At 71.4% G+C, this 18,025-nt stretch carries 16 protein-coding genes; 7 read left to right on the forward strand and 9 right to left on the reverse strand.

Annotated features, from left to right (window positions below):
• Positions 1 to 38: 38 nt before the first annotated feature.
• Positions 39 to 239, forward strand: a complete 201-nt coding sequence (locus tag R3F55_16730) for a hypothetical protein (protein ID MEZ5669051.1) — start codon at positions 39 to 41, stop codon at positions 237 to 239.
• Between the two features lie 13 nt (positions 240 to 252).
• Here R3F55_16730 and R3F55_16735 read toward each other — a convergent pair whose 3' ends face one another.
• On the reverse strand, positions 253 to 1,593 hold the full coding sequence (locus R3F55_16735; protein MEZ5669052.1) for an aspartate aminotransferase family protein: 1,341 nt from the start codon (positions 1,591 to 1,593) through the stop codon (positions 253 to 255).
• A 147-nt stretch (positions 1,594 to 1,740) separates the two neighbouring features.
• Between R3F55_16735 and R3F55_16740 the strand changes: the two genes are divergently transcribed.
• From R3F55_16740 to rocF, 3 genes are all read left to right on the forward strand, one after another.
• Positions 1,741 to 2,244: an Lrp/AsnC family transcriptional regulator gene (locus R3F55_16740; GenBank protein MEZ5669053.1), complete on the forward strand. Its 504-nt coding sequence runs from the start codon at positions 1,741 to 1,743 to the stop codon at positions 2,242 to 2,244.
• Positions 2,245 to 2,335: 91 nt separating this feature from the next.
• Complete coding sequence (locus tag R3F55_16745) at positions 2,336 to 2,884, forward strand: NUDIX hydrolase (GenBank protein MEZ5669054.1); 549 nt, start codon at positions 2,336 to 2,338, stop codon at positions 2,882 to 2,884.
• Positions 2,885 to 2,887: 3 nt separating this feature from the next.
• Positions 2,888 to 3,898 carry an arginase gene (rocF, locus tag R3F55_16750; protein ID MEZ5669055.1) on the forward strand — a complete coding sequence of 337 codons (1,011 nt, stop codon included), beginning with the start codon at positions 2,888 to 2,890 and terminating at the stop codon, positions 3,896 to 3,898.
• Here rocF and R3F55_16755 read toward each other — a convergent pair.
• From R3F55_16755 to R3F55_16775, 5 genes are all read right to left on the reverse strand, one after another.
• Complete coding sequence (locus R3F55_16755) at positions 3,868 to 4,980, reverse strand: di-heme enzyme (GenBank protein MEZ5669056.1); 1,113 nt, start codon at positions 4,978 to 4,980, stop codon at positions 3,868 to 3,870. The genes rocF and R3F55_16755 overlap by 31 nt on opposite strands.
• Before the next feature lie 93 nt (positions 4,981 to 5,073).
• Complete coding sequence (locus R3F55_16760) at positions 5,074 to 6,243, reverse strand: zinc-binding dehydrogenase (GenBank protein MEZ5669057.1); 1,170 nt, start codon at positions 6,241 to 6,243, stop codon at positions 5,074 to 5,076.
• A gap of 102 nt (positions 6,244 to 6,345) precedes the next feature.
• Positions 6,346 to 7,425, reverse strand: coding sequence for an ACR3 family arsenite efflux transporter (gene arsB / locus R3F55_16765; GenBank protein ID MEZ5669058.1), 1,080 nt, complete (start codon positions 7,423 to 7,425; stop codon positions 6,346 to 6,348).
• A gap of 3 nt (positions 7,426 to 7,428) precedes the next feature.
• Positions 7,429 to 7,938 carry an arsenate reductase ArsC gene (locus R3F55_16770; GenBank protein ID MEZ5669059.1) on the reverse strand — a complete coding sequence of 170 codons (510 nt, stop codon included), beginning with the start codon at positions 7,936 to 7,938 and terminating at the stop codon, positions 7,429 to 7,431.
• Positions 7,939 to 7,955: 17 nt separating this feature from the next.
• A complete protein-coding gene (locus tag R3F55_16775; protein ID MEZ5669060.1) occupies positions 7,956 to 8,288 on the reverse strand; it encodes a metalloregulator ArsR/SmtB family transcription factor in 333 nt (110 codons plus the stop codon).
• Between the two features lie 252 nt (positions 8,289 to 8,540).
• Between R3F55_16775 and R3F55_16780 the strand changes: the two genes are divergently transcribed.
• Positions 8,541 to 13,022: a PQQ-dependent sugar dehydrogenase gene (locus R3F55_16780; protein ID MEZ5669061.1), complete on the forward strand. Its 4,482-nt coding sequence runs from the start codon at positions 8,541 to 8,543 to the stop codon at positions 13,020 to 13,022.
• A 43-nt stretch (positions 13,023 to 13,065) separates the two neighbouring features.
• On the opposite strand, the gene R3F55_16785 is transcribed toward R3F55_16780, so the two are convergent.
• The 3 genes from R3F55_16785 to R3F55_16795 form a co-directional block, all read right to left on the reverse strand.
• Positions 13,066 to 13,686, reverse strand: a complete 621-nt coding sequence (locus tag R3F55_16785; GenBank protein ID MEZ5669062.1) for a hypothetical protein — start codon at positions 13,684 to 13,686, stop codon at positions 13,066 to 13,068.
• Between the two features lie 180 nt (positions 13,687 to 13,866).
• Positions 13,867 to 14,781 (reverse strand): hypothetical protein, encoded by a 915-nt coding sequence (locus tag R3F55_16790; GenBank protein MEZ5669063.1) that lies wholly within the window; start codon positions 14,779 to 14,781, stop codon positions 13,867 to 13,869.
• Positions 14,782 to 14,829: 48 nt separating this feature from the next.
• Positions 14,830 to 15,603: a helix-turn-helix transcriptional regulator gene (locus tag R3F55_16795; protein ID MEZ5669064.1), complete on the reverse strand. Its 774-nt coding sequence runs from the start codon at positions 15,601 to 15,603 to the stop codon at positions 14,830 to 14,832.
• Positions 15,604 to 15,704: 101 nt separating this feature from the next.
• Here R3F55_16795 and R3F55_16800 point away from each other — a divergent pair, with 101 nt between their 5' ends.
• On the forward strand, positions 15,705 to 16,907 hold the full coding sequence (locus R3F55_16800) for an MFS transporter (protein MEZ5669065.1): 1,203 nt from the start codon (positions 15,705 to 15,707) through the stop codon (positions 16,905 to 16,907).
• Positions 16,908 to 17,020: 113 nt separating this feature from the next.
• Complete coding sequence (locus R3F55_16805; GenBank protein ID MEZ5669066.1) at positions 17,021 to 17,992, forward strand: aldo/keto reductase; 972 nt, start codon at positions 17,021 to 17,023, stop codon at positions 17,990 to 17,992.
• Positions 17,993 to 18,025: the final 33 nt, after the last annotated feature.

An 18,025-nucleotide genomic window follows, 5' to 3' on the forward strand; every position in this document is an offset into this window, starting at 1 on the left:
CGGCGCACAATGATTGACAGTCAGTGAGGGTTCAGCCCATGCGCCTTGCCACGGTCAGCCGCACAGCCTCCGCCATCGGGCGTCTGGTGGCGTCGCCGTCGGCCAGCCCGCGGGTCGAGGCGGTGCGCAAGGCCGAGCCGGTGCACGAGCGCAAGGAATTCCGCTTCCGCCGCCGCCTGCCGGACAACCAGCCCGACGAGCCGACCGAGCGCGGCACCTACCTCAACGTGGTGGTCTGACCGCCGCGGCGGCCTATTCCGCCGCCTGCGCCCTTCCTTCCGCCAGCACCTCGCCGATCGCCTGGTCGAGGATCGCCAGCGCACGGTCGATCTCGGCGCGGGTGACCGTCAGCGGCGGGGCGATGCGCCAGATCGCGGACATCAGCCCGACCGAGACGATGTTCATCGACAGCCCGAGCTCCATGCAGCGGGCGGTGATGGCGCGCCCGGTGGCGGCGTCGGGTGCGCGGGTCTCGCGGTTCTTGACCAGCTCGACCCCCTGCAGCAGGCCGAAGCCGCGCACGTCGCCGATGATCTCGTGGCGCGCCTGCAGGTCCTTCAGGCCGGCCTGAAGGTAGGCGCCCATCTCCAGCGCCCGCGCGTTCAGGTCCTCCTCGGCCAGCACGTCGAGCACCGCCAGCGCGGCCTGCGCCGGCAGCGGGTCGGACACGTGCGAGGTCGGGTGGATGAAGCCTTTCGCGTGGCAGTCTTCCTCCAGTTCGTCGGAGACCACGGTGGCGGCGATCGGCAGGCCGCCGCCCAGCGTCTTCGACAGGGTCAGGATGTCGGGCTCGACGCCGAAATGCTGGAAGGCGAAGTCGCGGCCGAGCCGGCCGAAGGCGGTCTGCGCCTCGTCGAAGATCAGCAGCATGCCGCGCTTGTCGCAGTGCTGTTTCACCTTCTGCCAGTAGCCCTCCGGCGGCACGATCACGCCGCCGGAACTTTCCACCGGCTCGGCGATCACCGCGGCCAGCGCGCCGGTGGACTGGGCGTCGACCATGTCGAAGCCGACCTCCAGGCAGGTGCCGTCGCAGGCGTCGCGGCAGTGGCGCACCGGGCAGTGATAGGCGTTGGGCGCGGGCAGGCTCAGGGCGCCGGGGAGCATCGGGCCGAAGCCCTTGCGGCCGGCGACGTAGTTCACCGCCTGCGCGCCCGATGTCATGCCGTGCCAGGCGCCGGTGAAGCCGACCACCTCGAACTTGCCGGTGTGCATCTTGGCCAGCTTCAGCGCCGCCTCGTTGGACTCGCCGCCGGTCGACAGGAACAGCGCACGCGACAGGCGGGGCGGCAGCATGGCGGCCAGCCGCTGCGACAGCGCCACCACCGGCGGGCTCAGCATGCCGCTGAACAGGTGCAGCGCGCCTTCGCAGGCCTGGCGCACCGCGTCGACGATGCGCGGGTGGTTGTGGCCGATGGTGGCGCACATCTGGCCCGAGGTGAAATCGAGGACCTCGCGGCCCTCGGTGTCCCAGATCAGGGTGCCGCGCGCCTTGGCGATGAGATGCGGGGCGAACGGCATGCCGTAGCGGACGAGATGCGCGTCCCACGGTTCGTTGGTCAGGGTCGGGCCGGACGGCGGCGTGTCGGCGCTCATCGGGTGCGGACTCCCAGCATTCTGCCACGCTTGCGTGGACCGGCGGCATTCTACTGCGCCTGCGCGGAATCCGGATTTCTTTGTTGGACGCAATTCTGCAGAGTCTCGGCTGGAATCCGCCAACTGAAGAAATCCAGAGCAAGCGAAATGGCCTCTGACTTTCCGAACGAGACGCCAGCCGCGGCGACGCTCGATGCCATCGACCGGCGCATCCTGCGCGCGCTGCAGGCCGACTGTGGCATCGCCAACCAGGCGCTGGCCGACGCGGTCGGGCTGTCGCCGCCGGCCTGCCTGAAGCGGGTGCGGCGGCTGAAGGCGGCCGGCGTGATCGCGCGCCAGGTGGCGCTGGTCGATCCGGCCGCGCTCGGCTGGCCCCTGCTCACGGTGGTGCGGATCAAGCTGGAGCGGCCGCGCGAGGCGGTGATGCTGGCCTTCGAGAAGCGGATGCGCGCGCTGCCCCGCGTGGTGCAGTGCCTGACTGTGGCCGGCGACATCGACTACATCCTGCTGGTGCGCAGCCGCGACGTCGCCCATTACCAGGACTTCGCCCGCCAGGTGCTGACCACCGGCCCCGGTATCCGCGCCTATACCAGCGAGATCGTGCTCGACATCCCGAAGTGGAGCACCGAGGTGCCGATCGGGGAGGGGTGAGCGCGCCGGGCACATCGCGATGGCGCGGCCGGCGCGCAAGCGGCTATTCTGCCGCCTTGCCCCGACCCAGCAGGCGGCACAGATCGTTCCGATGGCCGAAAACCGCGACGCAGCGGCCGGACAGGCCTTTTCCCGCATCGTGCCGCAGGGCGACGACCGCGAGCGGCTGGTCTGCGATACCTGCGGCCACATCCAGTACGACAACCCGAAGGTGGTGGTCGGCTCGGTCTCGACCTGGCAGGGCCGCATCCTGATGGTGCGCCGCGCCATCCCGCCGCGGCTCGGCTTCTGGACCCTGCCGGCCGGCTATCTGGAGCTGGGCGAGACGGCGCAGGCGGGCGCAGCGCGCGAGGCCTGGGAGGAGGCGCGCGCCCGCATCGACCTCGACGGGCTGATCGGCCTCTATTCGATCCCGCGCATCAGCCAGGTCCAGCTGATCTTTCGCGGCCGGCTGCGGTCGGCCGAGATCGCGGCCGGGCCGGAGAGCCAGGCGGTGGCGCTCTATGCCTGGGACGCGATTCCGTGGGACGACATCGCCTTTCCGTCGGTGCGCTGGGCGCTGGCCCATGCCCGCGAGATCGGCGACGCGCCGGTGTTCGCGCCGCGCGCCAACCCGCCCGGCGAAGTCGGGGACTACTGAGCGGTGACAATCCCGGTCTCCTGGTCCGATGCCGACCGCAAGCTGCCGCCGATTGCCATTCTCGGCGTGCCGGTGGAGGCGGGCACGCACGAGCCGGGGCCGGCGATGGGGCCGGCGGCGCTGCGCACCGCGGGTCTGGCCGCCGCGCTGCGCGACCTCGGCCACGACGTCGAGGACCATGGCGACGTCCAGCCGGAAGGCGTCGGGCCGGCGCAGGTCGCGGTCGCCGGCAATGCCCGCAACCCGCAGCTGGTCGCCGAATGGACCCGCGCGCTCAGCGCCCGCGCACACACGCTGATGGCGGCCGGATATCTGCCGATCTTCCTGGGCGGCGACCACACCATGGCGATGGGCAGCATCAACGGGGTCGCCCGCCACTGCCGCGAGCGCGGCCGCGACCTGTTCGTGCTGTGGCTGGATGCCCATGCCGACTTCAACACCCCGGAGTCCTCGCCGTCGGGCAACCTGCACGGCATGCCGGTGGCGATGCTGTGCGGTGAGCCGGGGCTGGACTGGATGCTGGGCGACGAGCCGCGGGTGCCGCTGGACCCGCGCCGGATGATCCAGTTCGGCATCCGCTCGGTCGACCGGGTCGAGCGCGATGCGGTCAGCCGCCGCGGCGTCACCATCGTCGACATGCGCCAGATCGACGAGTTCGGCGTGCCGCTGCTGATGCGCCAGGTGCTGGACACGGTGCAGCAGGCCGGCGGCGTGCTGCACGTCAGCCTCGACATCGATTTCCTCGACCCGTCGATCGCGCCGGCGGTCGGCACCACGGTCGCCGGCGGCGCCACCTATCGCGAGGCGCACCTGATCATGGAGATGCTGTACGACTCCGGGCTGGTGATCTCGCTGGACGTGGCCGAGCTCAACCCGTTCCTCGACGTGCGCGGGCAGAGCGCGAGGCTGCTGGTCGACCTGGTCGCCAGCCTGATGGGCCGGCGCATCATCGGCCGCCGCATCGCCGACCGGCCCGACGAGGGCTATTCGGAGCCGTCCTCCTCCGCCCGGTAGCGGAACGGCGACTGTAGCCGCTCGTCGGTGAGGAAGCCGTCGTCGGTCAGCGCCTCCAGGAAGGCGATCAGATCGGCGCGCTCGCCGGGCGTCAGCGCGAAGCCGGCGACCAGCGGCGAGGCCAGCGGCGAACGGGCGCCGTCGACGGCGGCCCGGCCGCCGGCGGCATAGGCGTCGACGACGGCATCCAGCGTCGCGATCGAGCCGTCGTGCATGTAGGGCGCGGTCACCGCCACGTTGCGCAGGCTGGGCGTGCGGAACCGGCCCATGTCGCCCGGCGCGCCGGTGCGGTCGATCAGCCCGCGGTTGCCGGCTGGCAGGCCGCCGGCGCCGTCGAGGTTGTAAAGGCCGGTGTTGTGGAAATGCGCGCCGGTCGCCGCGTCGGTGAAGTGCGGCGGCACGTGGCAGGCGACGCAGTGCAGCCGCTCGCTCGCGAACAGCGCCAGGCCGCGTTGCGCCGCCGCACTCATGGCACCGGCTTCGCCGTCGCGCGCGAAGCGGTCATAGGGGCTGTCGTCGGAGATCAGGGTGCGCTGGAACGCGGCCAGCGCCCGCTGGATCGAGGCGAAGTCGATGGCGCCGCCGGTCTCCGGAAAGGCGGCGGCGAACAGGCGGCGATAGACCGCGTCGCCCTCGAAGCGGCGCAGCACCTCGGCGCGCCGGCTGTCGGTCATCATCTCGACGATCGGCTCGCGGCCGAACAGCGGCGCGCTCGACTGGGTCTCCAGCGCCGTCTCGGCCGGGTCGGCCCAGGTCAGCACGGCGAAATAACCGACATTGGCCAGCCCCGGCGTGTTGCGCGGATGCGCCTGCCCGGTGCTGCCGATGGCGACCGGGCGGCCGTCGCTGAAGCCCAGTTCCGGCCGGTGGCAGGTGCCGCAGGACATGTAGCCCGGCCCGGACAGGCGCGAATCGAAGAACAGGTGCCGGCCCAGCTCCACCTTCGCCGGCGTGGTCGGGTTGTCGGCCGGCGCCGGCGGCGGCACCGCGCCGGGCCAGCCGGCGTCGCCGTCCTGTGCCGGCCCGGCCCACGGCGCCAGCAGCAGGAGCAGGGTGAGGATCGCGGTGGTGCGCTGTGCCATCGGCCGCTCCGGCGTTCGCGGCAGCGTCGGCGCATCGGCACGCAAATGCAAGACCTGGCCGGCGTCCCGGCGCCGGTCAGCGCGATGCCGCCGTCAGCCTTCGCTGGGCGTCAGCACCACCTTCATCGCCCGGTCGATGTCGAAGGCGGTCGCCATCGCCTCCTCGACCCGGTCGAGCGGGAAGGCGTGGCTGACGAAGCGGTCGAGCGGGAAGCGGTCCTTGAAGCGGGCGAGCAGCCGCATGCTGTTCACATAGCCGGTCGGCGGATGGTTGGTCATGCCGATCAGGTTGATCTGGTTGGCGAGCAGGTGGCGGTGCGGATTGATCGGGATGTCGCCGACGTCGGCGAACACGCCGGCCACAACATAGGTGCCGCCGCGCCGCGCCATCTCCAGACCCTCGGGAATCGCTTCCGCCTCGCCGGTGCATTCGACGATCACGTCGGCGCCGCGGCCGTCGGTCAGCGCGCGCACCGCCTCCACCCGCTCGGCCCGGCTGGCGCCGGCGACGGCGATGGTGTGGTCGGCGCCGAAGTCGCGGGCCAGCGCCAGGCGGGATTGCGACCGGTCGAGCGCGATGATCCGCCCGGCGCCGAGGATGTGCGCCTTCAGCACGTGCAGCAGCCCCATCGGCCCGGTGCCCTGGATCACCACCGTGGCGCCGGAACCGAAGCCGTCGCCGGCCAGCGTGTAGAGCTGCTTGGCCTTGTCCAGGTTGTAGGTCACCGCCATCAGCTCGGCCATCACCGCCAGCCGCGCGTCGAGTTCGTCGGGCACCTTGAACACGAAGGCGTCGGGCCGGACGTAGATGTAGTCGGCCCAGCCGCCCATCAGGTGCGGGGCCTCGTCGCTGCAGAAGGCGTTGCCGTAGCCGCGGATGTTCTGGCACAGCGGGAAGCCGAAGGTGTTGCGGCAGTACCAGCATTTGCCGCACAGGATGTCGGGGCACATCACCACCCGGTCGCCGACCGCGAGCGGCTGGCCGGAATATTCCAGCGACGTCGCCGCCGCCTTGCCGATCTCGGCGACGGTGCCGACGACCTCGTGCCCGGGGATCAGCGGGAACGGGGTGTGGGATTCGGCCGGGGTGCCGGCATATTGCACCGTCTCGCCGCGATAGGTGTGTTTGTCGGTACCGCAGATGCCGCACATCTCCAGCTTCATCACCATCGCGTCGGCGCCGACGTCGGGATAGGGATAGTCGCGCAGCTCCAGCCGCCCCGGCGCCGTCATCACCGCGGCGCGCACCCGGTCGTTGCGCATCGGCCGTCCTCCCCACCAGCGTTCGCCGCGGCGCCGTCTCGCCGTGCGGCTGCTGCCGCCAGACTAGCGCAGGCCGGCCGTCGGCCGCCGCAGGAATCGACGCTAGCGCGCCGCGGGGAAATGCCGGCGGGTGCGGTTGGCGAAGGCGACCAGCGACAGCATCACCGGCACCTCGACCAGCACGCCGACGACGGTGGCCAGCGCGGCGCCGGATTCGAGCCCGAACAGGCTGATCGCGACCGCCACCGCCAGCTCGAAGAAGTTGGAGGTGCCGATCAGGGCGCAGGGGGCCGCCACCTCGAACGGCACCCGCCATGCCCAGGCGGCGCCGTAGGCGAGGGCGAAGATGCCGTAGGACTGGATCAGCAGCGGGATCGCGATCAGCGCGATCACCAGCGGGCGGTCGAGAATCACCTGGCCCTGGAAGCCGAACAGCAGCACCACGGTGGCCAGCAGGCCGAGCACGGAGAACGGCTTAACCGCCGCGGTGAAGCGGGCCACCGCCGCCCGGCCGTTGCCGCGGCGCGCCCCGCGGCGGGTCAGCATGCGGCGGGTGGCGGCGCCGGCGATCAGCGGGATCACCACGTAGAGGCCGACCGACAGCAGCAGCGTCTGCCAGGGCACCGCGATGTCGGTGACGCCGAGCAGCAGGGCGACGATCGGCGCGAACGCGACGATCATGACGATGTCGTTCACCGACACCTGCACCAGGGTGTAGTTCGGGTCGCCGCGGGTCAGCTGCGACCAGACGAACACCATCGCGGTGCAGGGCGCGGCGCCGAGCAGGATCAGGCCGGCGATATACTGCTGCGCATCGGCCGGCGCGATCAGGTCGGCGAACAGCAGCTCGAAGAACAGCACGCCGAGGCCGGCCATGGTGAACGGCTTGACCAGCCAGTTGACCGCCAGCGTTATGATCAGGCCGCGCGGCCGGTCGGCGATGTGGCCCAGGCTTGCGAGGTCGACGTTGACCATCATCGGATAGACCATCGCCCAGATCAGCACCGCGACGACCAGGTTGACGTGGGCGTACTCCCAGCCGGCCAGCGTGCCGAACAGGCCGGGCAGCAGGCTGCCCAGCCCGATGCCGGCGGCGATGCACAGGGCGACCCAGACCGACAGCCACTTCTCGAAGAAGCCGATGCCGCCCGGCGCCGCTGCGGCGGTCGTGTCGGAAGCCATGGCCTAGGCCGATTCCGGCAGGTTGCGGCCGATCTCGCTCAGCCGCCGTTGCAGGCTCAGCCGGTCGAGCGCGGTCATCGGCAGGGCGACGAAGACCGAGATCCGGTTCGACAGCATCCGATAGGCGTCGGCGAAGGCCAGCCTGCGCTCGGCCTCGCTGCCCTCGGCCGCGGCCGGGTCGGGCACGCCCCAGTGCGCGGTCATCGGCTGGCCGGGCCAGACCGGACAGACCTCCGCCGCCGCGCTGTCGCAGACGGTGAAGACGAAATCCATCTTCGGCGCGCCGGGCGCCGCGAATTCGTCCCAGCTCTTCGAGCGGGCGAACGCGACGTCGTGGTTGAGCCTGCCCAGCAGGTCGAGCGCATAGGGGTGGACCGCGCCCTTCGGGTGCGAGCCGGCCGAAAAGGCGACGAAGCGGCCGGCGCCCGCGCGGGCGAGGATCGCCTCGGCCAGGATCGAGCGCGCGGAGTTGCCGGTGCACAGGAACAGGACGTTGTAGGGGCGCTCGGCCATGTCGGCTTTCTCCAAAGTCAGCAGCGGCAGACCACCGCGTCGAGCACCGGCCGGCACAGGTCGGGCCGGCCGCCGCAGCAGTCTTCCATCAGGAAGCCGAGCAGGCCGCGCATGCCGTCGAAGTCGGCGGCATAGCGGATGCTGCGGCCGTCGCGGCTGGCGCGGATCAGGCCCGCGCGCGCCAGGATGGCCAGGTTGGCCGACATGGTGTTCTGCCGCACCCCGAGCCGCGCCCCGATCTCGCCGGCGGGCAGCCCTTCGGCGCCTGCCCGCACCAGCAGCCGGAACACGTCCAGCCGGGTCTCGTGCGCAAGCGCGGCCAGCGCGTCCAGGGTTCCTATCTTATCCATATATCATGGATAATCGATATTGAATTCGGCGACAAGGGGCGGCGCGATGGCGGCCCGAACGCCGCGGCGGGCGCGCGGTGGGGTCGATGCCGATGGATCGATCTCACCGCCATTTTTCTGTCTGAATGTTTAGTATAAATCCGGTCGATTGCAGCGTGGCCGAGTCCGGGCGGTGCCGGGTGCACAGCGGAGCCGGCGACGCGAAGGCGGCCACGGCATGGTCACCCCGATTTCCCGGCTTCAGAGGTCCGCTTGAGCGGAACGGTCAAGCTCGCGCGGACCGAATATGGTGTCGCCGAGACGGCCGGCACGCTTGCCGTCGAGATCGTGCGCACCGGCGACCTGTCCGGGCCGGCCACCGTGCAATACGGACTCACCGCCGACACTGCGACGGCCGGCGCCGACTATTTCGCGCTCGACGGTTTCGTCGTCATGGACGCCGGCGTGGCCAGCGTGACCGTGTCGGTCGCGATCCTGGACGATGCGCTGGCCGAACCCACCGAGACCTTCGTGTTTTCGCTGGTCAATGTGGAGGACGGCGGCTTGCTGGCGCCGCGCACCGCGCGGATCGCCATCCTCGACGACGAGAATCCGGCGGTCGACCCGCCGCAGCCGCCGCTGGTCTCCGACTATCATGTCGACCAGGTCTCGGTGCTGACCGGGCTCGACCAGCCGATTGCGCTCGAATTCGCACCGCAGGACCCGAATCTCGTCTACGTCGCCGAGAAGGGCGGCGTGATCGCCGCCTACCATCTCGACGACGGCAGCCTGGTCTCGGTCGTCGCCGACCTGTCAGCGGCGACCAACGCCGCTCTCGACCGCGGGTTGCTCGACATCGCGCTGCATCCGAACTTCCCGGCCGATCCCTACATCTACGCCTTTTACGTCGTCGACCCGCCGGATACCGCGGCCGAGACGGGAAATGCCGGGCCGGACGGCGGCGGCAACCGCTTCGCCCAGGTGGTGCGGATGACCGCCGACGCGACAACCGGCTATACCACCGTGGTCGCCGGCAGCACGGTCGTGCTGGTCGGCGCTGCGGGGCAGACCCTGGCCGACATCGGCGGCGGCGGCCACGTCGACAGCACGTCCGACCTCGGCCAGCCTGCTTCCGACATCCTCGACGCCAGCGACCCCGACAACCCGGTCTACCGGCAGGACTACATCAAGGTCGATTCGCGCAGCCACGCCGGCGGGTCGCTGGCCTTCGGGCCGGACGGCATGCTCTATGTCGGCATCGGCGACGGCACCTCGTTCGACGCAACCGATCCGCGCACCGTCAGCGTGCAGCAACTGGACAGCCTGTCCGGCAAGATCCTGCGCATCGACCCGATGACCGGCGCCGGCCTGGCCGACAATCCGTTCGTGACGGCGGAAACCGACCTGGACAGCAACCGCGCCAAGGTCTGGCAGCTCGGCCTGCGCAACCCCTTTTCCATTGCCTTCGACGACGCCGGCCACCTGTTCATCACCGACACGGGCTGGAACAGCTACGAAGAGATCGATACCGGGCCGGCCGGCGCGAATTTCGGCTGGCCGTTCTTCGAGGGCGCCGACGGCGGCACCCTGGCGCAGCCGCCCGGCTATAGCGGCCTGCCCGCGGCCCAGGCGTTCTATGCCCTGGTCGCCGGCGGTGCGGTGTCCGTGACCGCGCCCTATCGCGCCTTCGCCCATGTCGAGGCGGAGCCCGGTTACCAGGTCCAGGCCATCACCGGCGGCGAGGTGGTCTATCGCGGCGACCGCTATCCCGATGCGCTGATCGGCGATTTCTTCTTCGCCGACGCGGTGCAGGGCGAGGTCTATGCGGTCGATTCCGCCGACCCGAACACCGTGAAGTACCTGTTCAGCAGCACGTCCGGCTTCGGTCCGGTCGATTTCGTGCTCGGCCCGGACGGCTATGTCTACTACGCCGACCTTGTCGGCGGCGCGGTCGGCCGGATCGAGATCAGCGCCGACGTGGCTGGGATCCGGTTCGGCACGGCGGCGGCCGACAGCCTGGACGGCACGGCCGCCGCCGACGTGATCGACGCGCTGGGCGGTGCCGACACGGTCGACGGCCTCGCCGGCGCCGATGTCATCGACGGCGGCACCGGCGGCGACCGGCTGGTCGGCGGGCTGGGCGACGACCAGGTCCGCGGCGGCGACGGCGACGACGAGATCTTCGGCGACGCCTATGGCTGGGACTCGCCCGGCGACGGTGCCGACCTATTGCTCTGCGAGGCCGGAAACGACGCGATCTATGGCGGCACGGGTGCCGACACCGCCTTCGGCGGCGACGGAAACGACCGGGTCTACGGCAACGCCGGCAACGACACCGCCTATGGCGGTGCCGGCGACGACCTGCTGCGCGGCGACCTGGGCGACGACGTGCTGTCCGGCGAGAGCGGCAACGACTCCCTGGCTGGCGACCACGGCGTCGACACCCTGCTGGGCGGCGCCGGCGACGACACCCTGAACGGCGGCCGCGACGGCGACACGCTGACCGGCGGCCTGGGCGCCGATTTCTTCGACCACGACGGGGTGACGGCCGGCGGCGCGGACGGCGGCGTCGACACGATCGTCGACTACCGTTTCGGCGAGGGCGACAGCGTGCGCGGCGACGCGGCGGTGCAGGCAGGTGCCGACACCCGCGTCCTCGATGCCGACGGCGACCCGATTTTCGTCATCCCCGGCTATGACGCGGCGACGCAGGGGCTGCTGCTGCGCCCGTTCGCCGGCGCCACCCTGGCCCCGGTCGCGCTCGCGCTCGACAATGTCGCGGTCTCCGAGAACGCCTTCATCGGCGCCGTTGTCGGTCGGTTCGGCACACTGGACTGGGATACGCCGGCCGGCCACAGCTATGCGCTGACCGGGCCGGCCGCCGCGCTGTTCGCGGTCGACGGTGACGCGCTGGTGGTGGCCGACCTGCTCGACTACGAAACCGCGCCGCTGCTGCAGCTGACGGTGACGGCAACTGACATCGACGGCAACGGTCTCGCCGCCGACTTCGTGGTCGCCGTGGCCGACGGCATGGACCCGGCGCGGATCGACGGCACGGCCTTCACCGATTCCCTGACCGGTGGCGACGGCCCGGACCTGATGCGCGGCCTGGGCGACGACGACATCCTGGCCGGTGGCCTGGGCGCGGATTCGGTGCTCGGCGGCGCCGGCGACGACCTGATCTTCGGCGACGCCGCCGGATGGGACTCGCCCGGCGAGGGCGCCGACCTGTTGTGGGGTGACGCGGGCGACGACATGATCTTCGCCGGCACCGGCGCGGACAGCGCGTTCGGCGGCGCCGGCGCCGACGTGATCTATGGCAATGCCGGCGACGACGCCGTGCTCGGCGGCGCCGGCGACGACTATCTGCGCGGCGATCTCGGCGACGATTTGCTGTGGGGGGAGGCGGGCGACGACCGGCTGGCCGGCGACCATGGCGCCGACACGCTGGCCGGAGGTGCCGGCGACGACATCCTCGACGGCGGGCGCGACGGCGACAGGCTGACCGGCGGCGGTGGCGCCGATTTCTTCGACCATGAGGGCGTGACGGTCGGTGGTGCCGACGGCGGCGTCGACGTCATCCTCGACTACAGCTTCGCCGATGGCGACACCGTGCGCGGCAACGCCGTGGTCCGGGTCGGCGCCGACACGCACGTGCTCGATGGTGACGGCGATCCGATCTTCATACTGCCGGGCTACGACGCGTTGGCACAGGGCCTGGTGTTGCGTCCGTTCGACGGTGCGACCCTGGCCCCGTTCGCGATCGCGCTCAGCCATGCTTCCATCGCGGAGGATGCCAATCCGGGCGCGCTGGTCGGCGTGCTGACAGCCTCGGATTGGGATTCGCCGACCGGCCTGACCTTCGCCCTGGTCGGCGAAGCCGGTCCGTTCGCCATGGCGGGCAACGCGTTGCGGCTGGCCGGCGCCTTGGACTACGAGACGGTGGCCAGCCACATGCTGACCATTCAGGTCACCGACGCCGACGGCAACAGCTTCGCCGAGAGCGTCGCGATCGCCGTGACCGATGTGGTCGAGGTCGCGCCGCTGGTCGGCACTGCCGGCGCGGACAGCCTGGCCGGCGGTGCCGCAGCGGACCGGATATTCGGCCTGGACGACGCCGACCTGCTGGTCGGCGGCCTCGGCAGCGACACACTGGACGGGGGCGCCGGCGACGATGTCGTGTTCGGCGATGCCGAAGGCTGGGACTCGCCGGGCGACGGCGCCGACCTGCTTTACGGCGACGACGGCGCCGACACGCTGTTCGGCGGCACCGGCCGCGACACCGCCTATGGCGGCGACGGCAACGACGCGGTCTATGGCAACGGCGGCAGCGACCGGATCCACGGCGATGCCGGCGACGACTATCTGCGCGGCGACCTCGACGACGACGCGCTCTGGGGCGATGCCGGCAACGATCTGCTGGCCGGCGACCATGGCGCCGACACCCTGAACGGCGGCGACGGCGACGACACGCTCAACGGCGGGCGCGATGCCGACCTGCTCGTCGGTGGCGCCGGCGCCGACCTGTTCGAGCATGAGGGCGTGCAGGCCGGCGGCCCGGACGGGGGCATCGATACGGTCGTCGACTACGGCTTTGCCGAGGGCGACACCGTGCGCGGCAATGGCTGGGCGGTGATCGGCCCCGATACCGTGGTCTACGACGCCGACGGCGACCCGATCTTCACGTTGCCGGGGTACGACGCGTCCGTGTCCGGCCTGCGCCTGCTGACCTTCGCCGGCGACCTGGTCGGCTGACGAACGCTGCGCTGAGCCGTGGCGCGCGAGACGGGGCGGCCGGTCAGTCGATGGTCGCCATCAGCTTGGTCACCGTGGCGCGGAATGCCTTCTTCACCGGCATCTCGATGCCCGGGCCGATGATGATGCCGCAGGCATAGATCTTCCACTTGCCGCCGTGCTTCACCGCCAGCAGCTGATGGAAATAGGCGCTGCCGTCGCCGATGGTCTCGCCGACGATCTTCTCGCCGAGGTCGAGCGGCGTGTAGACTCGCGGCTCTATGCGGCATTCCAGCGTGCCCTGCGCCGCCTTCAGCACGCCGAGCCGGTTGCTGTCGGCGTCGTGGTAGAAGATCAGGTGCGGGCCGTTCGACCGGACCTCCAGCGAGCAGCCGTTCATGCCGCCGGTCACCACCATGGTGCCGTTCGGCGCGGCGCGCAGCACGTTGACCTCGCCGACGCCGCGGTTGACCCAGGGGAACAGATAGTCGCTGCCGCCGTTCGACGCGGCCAGCCGGGTTACGCCGTTCGACGGCTTCGCCTCGGTCAGCGTGCACGGCCCGCCATATTCGCAGTTGGTGACGCCGGGCAGCTTGGTGGTCTTGAAGCCGCGGGCATCGACCATGAAGTCGTACTTCTCGATCGCCGTATCCGGGTTGGCGCGGAAATCGCTGAGGGCCGACATGGGGGAACGCTCCTTCGGGCGTGAACGCACTGTCGTTGCCGGGGGCAAGCGGATGCGGTGCCGCGACCGGCATTGCCGCCATCCTAGCGCGGAGCGGCACACCAGTGTGTTAATTGCCGCCGGCCATCCGTGCGCATGTCGGCCGCGGCGCGGCCAGCGGCGGCTGCGGGCCGGCGCGCCCTACAGCGCGACGAACCAGTAGCTGAACGCCACCGGCCGGCCGGCACGGACCGCCGACACCGCCGAGGCCCGGTTGCTGCGCTGGATGGTACCGGCCAGCACGCTTGCCGGATCGGTCAGCCGCAGCCTTGCCGCCAGGCATCGCTGGGCCTCGGCCGCCAATCCCCGGCCGCTGAACGGTGCGCTCACGATCTCCTCGACGACGAGGTGGCAGGGCAGGAATTCGATCGTTCCGGGCAGCGTTGCGATCAGCCCGGCGATCCGGCCGTCCACGGCGATGGTGTGGAGGGTGCCGCGATCCCGGCATGCGGCAAGGGTGTCGTGGTCCGCCGGATACAGTTCCGCGGCCAAGGCCGGGTCGCTCCGCCCGAGCGCGGCATGGCGGTCGCGGACGAGGCCAAGCGCCCGGTCGATGTCGGTCTCGGCGACCAGCGTGCAGGCGCCGACCGGTGCCGGCATTGCCGCGGCGCGCGCGGCGTGGAGGGTCTGGTCGGCATAGGCGCCTGGCCACGGCGGGGCGGGACCGGCGAGGACACGGACCGCGAAGGGCGCGAACCGGCGCCATTCGGCGCGGATCGCCGCGCACGCCGCGGCGACGTCGAAATCGTGGCTCCACGCGAGCAGGTCGACGAAGGGCCGAGCGCCGTCGCCGCCGTAGAAGCGAATCCTTGCGAGAAGATCGCATCGGCCGACACGCAGCACCCGCGGGGCATAGGCGAGGGCCGGCGCATCGAAGCGTGCGAAATGCGCACGGAACCGCGCCGCAAATCCGGGGTCGGCGACGTCGGCAAGCCGGCGCGACAGCCAGCTGTCGAGCGCGGCTGCGGCGGCGTCGGGCCCGATCAGGCCGGCCAGTGTCGGCCGATAGGCGTCGACCGAGGTGAATCGGGCCGGCTGCGGCTCGTCGCGGCGCATCGGCTCACATCCGCAGCTGTAACGAGGATCCGGGACCGGGCAAGGCGGTCAGAGTCCGGCGACGCTGCCGAGCTCGCGGCGCGCCATGGCACGGAAGGCGCTCGGGCTGCGATAGCCCAGCGCCGCGGCGATGCGGGCGGGCGGTTCGCCGCGCGCGGCGCGTTCCTGCGCCTGTAGCAGGCGAAGCCGACGCCGCCAGGCGGCGAAGCTGAGGCCGGTCTCGGCGCGAAACAGGCGGGTCAGCGTGCGCCGGCTGAGCCCGGCACGGTCGGCCCAGCCGTCGATGTCGAGCGCCGAGTCGGGCTCGGCGGCCAGCGCCTGGCACAGCCGGGCGAGCCGGCGGTCGCGCGGCAGCGGCAGCTCGAACGGCGTCGCGGCGGCGCGTGCGATCTCGTCCAGCGCCAGCGCGGCGAGGTGGCCGCCGCGGCCGGCCGCGTCGTAGAGCGGCGGCTCCTCGCGCAGTGCCAGCAGGGTGGCGCGCAGCAGGTCGGAGACCGCGATCACCCGGCAGCCGGTCGGCAGGTCCGGGCGCGCGTCCGTCGCGACATAGGCGGACCGCATGCGCACGCCGTCGTGGATGACGGTGTCGTGCGCGATCCCGGCGGGAATCCACAGCGCGTGGCCGGCCGGAACGAACCAGGTGCCGACCCGGGTCTCCGCGGTCATCAGCCCCTCGATGGCATAGAGCAGCTGGTGGCGGGGATGGCTGTGCCAGCCGGTGCGCCCGCCGGTGCGGTAGTCGCGCGACAGCAGCGCGATCGGGCGCGGGATGCTCTGCTGTTCGGCGGCGTGGTCGGTGACGAGGAAGGTGTCGGTCAGCATCGCCGCTGGCTCCGGGTTGGCCCGATCGATGACAAATCTGGCCCGACGCGGCAATCGGGTCAATGCTAGGCTGCCGCCGCAATCCGGAGACCGACGCTTTCATGGCCGCACCCGACTACGCCCGCCGCACCATCGCCTTTGTCAATCTGGCACACGGGCTGGACCACTTCGTGCTGCTGATCTTCCCGACCGCGGTGCTGGCGATCGCCGCGGCCTGGGACATGGCCTATGGCGACCTGATCGGGCTCGCCACCGGCGCTTTCGTGGCGTTCGGTCTGTTCTCGCTGCCGGTCGGCTGGATGGCCGACCGGGTCGGCCGGCGCACCATGCTGGCCGCCTTTTACCTCGGCTGCGGCGCCTGCTGCCTGGGCCTGGCGACCGCGACCGGCGAGACCGGGCTCGCGATCTGGCTGCTGGCGCTGGGCGCCTTCACCGCGATCTACCATCCGGTCGGCTCGGCGCTGCTGGTCAGCAACACCCGCCGCCTCGGCCGCGACCTCGGCATCAACGGGGTCTGGGGCAACATCGGCGCGGCCAGCGCCTCCGGCGTCACCGCGTGGCTCGCCGCCACCTTCGGCTGGCAGGCCGGCTTCGTGGTGCCCGGCGCCGTCTGCCTCGTCGCCGGTCTCGCCTTCCTGGCGCTGGTGCCGCGGACCGATGCGGCGGTCAGCACCCGCGGCGGCCGGCCGCAGCCGGCGCCGATCCCGGTCGCGCGGCCGCTGCTGCTGGCCGGGCTGTTTGGCCTGGCCATCGTCGCCGGCGGCTTCACCTTCAACATCACCTCGGTGTCGCTGCCGAAGGTGATCGACGAGCGGCTCGGCTTCCCGCTCGACCTGGAGATGGTCGGCTCGCTGACCACCGCGGTGTTTCTGTGCGGCGCGGTCGCCCAGTTCGCCATCGGCCGGCTGATCGACCGCAGCGCGCTGCCGCCGCTGTTCGCCGGCATCGCCGCCTGCCAGGCCGCCGGCCTGGTGATCGCGGCGCTGACCACCGGCATCGCGATGCTGGCCGGGCTGGTCGTGACGCTGGCGGCGATCTATGCCCAGGTGGTGGTCAACGACGCCATGGTCGCCCGCTACGTGCCGGCCGAGAAGCGGTCGCGCGCCTATGGCATCCGCTATTTTTTCGGCTTCACCACCGCCGGCTTCGCGGTGCCGATGATCGCGGTGATGCACGAGGCGGCCGGCTTCGAACTGGTGCTCGGCGTCGCCGCCGCCTTTGCCGGCGTGATCTTCCTGTCGGCGCTGTCGTTCCTGCTGGTCGGCGGCCGCGGCATGCGGCCGGTGCCGGTGGCGGCGGAATAGCGGCCGCGATCGAAGTCTTGCCCCGGCGCGCCCGCTGCGCCACTGTCGGGCGCGGCGGGCCGGGGGAGGTCCGCCCATTCATCGCCGGCAAGAAACGCATCGGAGGGAACGGCATGGCCGCGGACCTGACTGCATCGAGGAAACTGGGGCGGACCGCGCTGACCGTGGCGCCGATCTGCTTCGGCACCTCGGGCCTGGGCAACATGCCCAACACCTATGGCTACGAGGTCGATATCGAGCGGGCGCGCGCGACCGTGCGGCAGATCTTCGACGGGCCCGGCAGCTTCCTCGACACCTCGCGCAACTATGCCGAGGCGGAGGACCGGGTCGGCGACGTGATCCGCGAGCGCGGCGGCATCCCGGCCGGCTTCGTGGTCTCGACCAAGCTCGACCGCGACATGCAGACCAACGCCTTCGACGGCGACCGCGCCCGCCGCTCGATCGAGGAGAGCCTGCGCAAGCTCAACCTAGACCGGGTCCAGCTGCTGCATCTGCACGACCCGGAATATGTGCCTGACATGAACCAGGTCACCGGGCCGGGCGGTTCGCTGGAGGCCTTGTTCCGGATGAAGGAGGAGGGGCTGTGCGATGCGGTCGGGCTGGCCGCCGGCCGGGTCGACGTGATGATGCCGCTGTTGCGCGACTGGCCGTTCGACGCGCTGATCAGCCACAACCGTTTCACTCTGGTCAATCGCAACGCCGACGCGATGTTCGACCTGGCCCACGAAAAGGGCATCGCCGTGCTGAACGCGGCGCCGTTCGCCAGCGGCGTGCTGGCCAAGGGCACGGCGAACTACAAGCGCTACGTCTACCAGCCGGCGAGCGAGGCGACGCTGGAGCCGGTCAAGCGGGTGGAGGCGATCTGCGCCCGCCACGGCGTGCCGGCCGGCGCCGCCGCGCTGCAGTTCTCGATGCGCGACCCGCGGGTGACCTCGACCATCGTCGGGGTCAGCAAGCCGGAGCGCGTCGCCCAGGCCTGGGAATGGGCACGCTGGCCGATCGGCGACGAGGTCTGGGCGGAGCTGGCCCAGGTCCCGGCCACCGGCGACGACCCGGAAGCGAGCCGCGACTACAAGCCGGGCTGAGCCTGCGCGGGCGCGGCGGGCTCGATTTCCGCC

Source organism: Alphaproteobacteria bacterium, assembly GCA_041396705.1.
In the GTDB taxonomy this organism is placed as follows: Bacteria; Pseudomonadota; Alphaproteobacteria; order CALKHQ01; family CALKHQ01; genus CALKHQ01.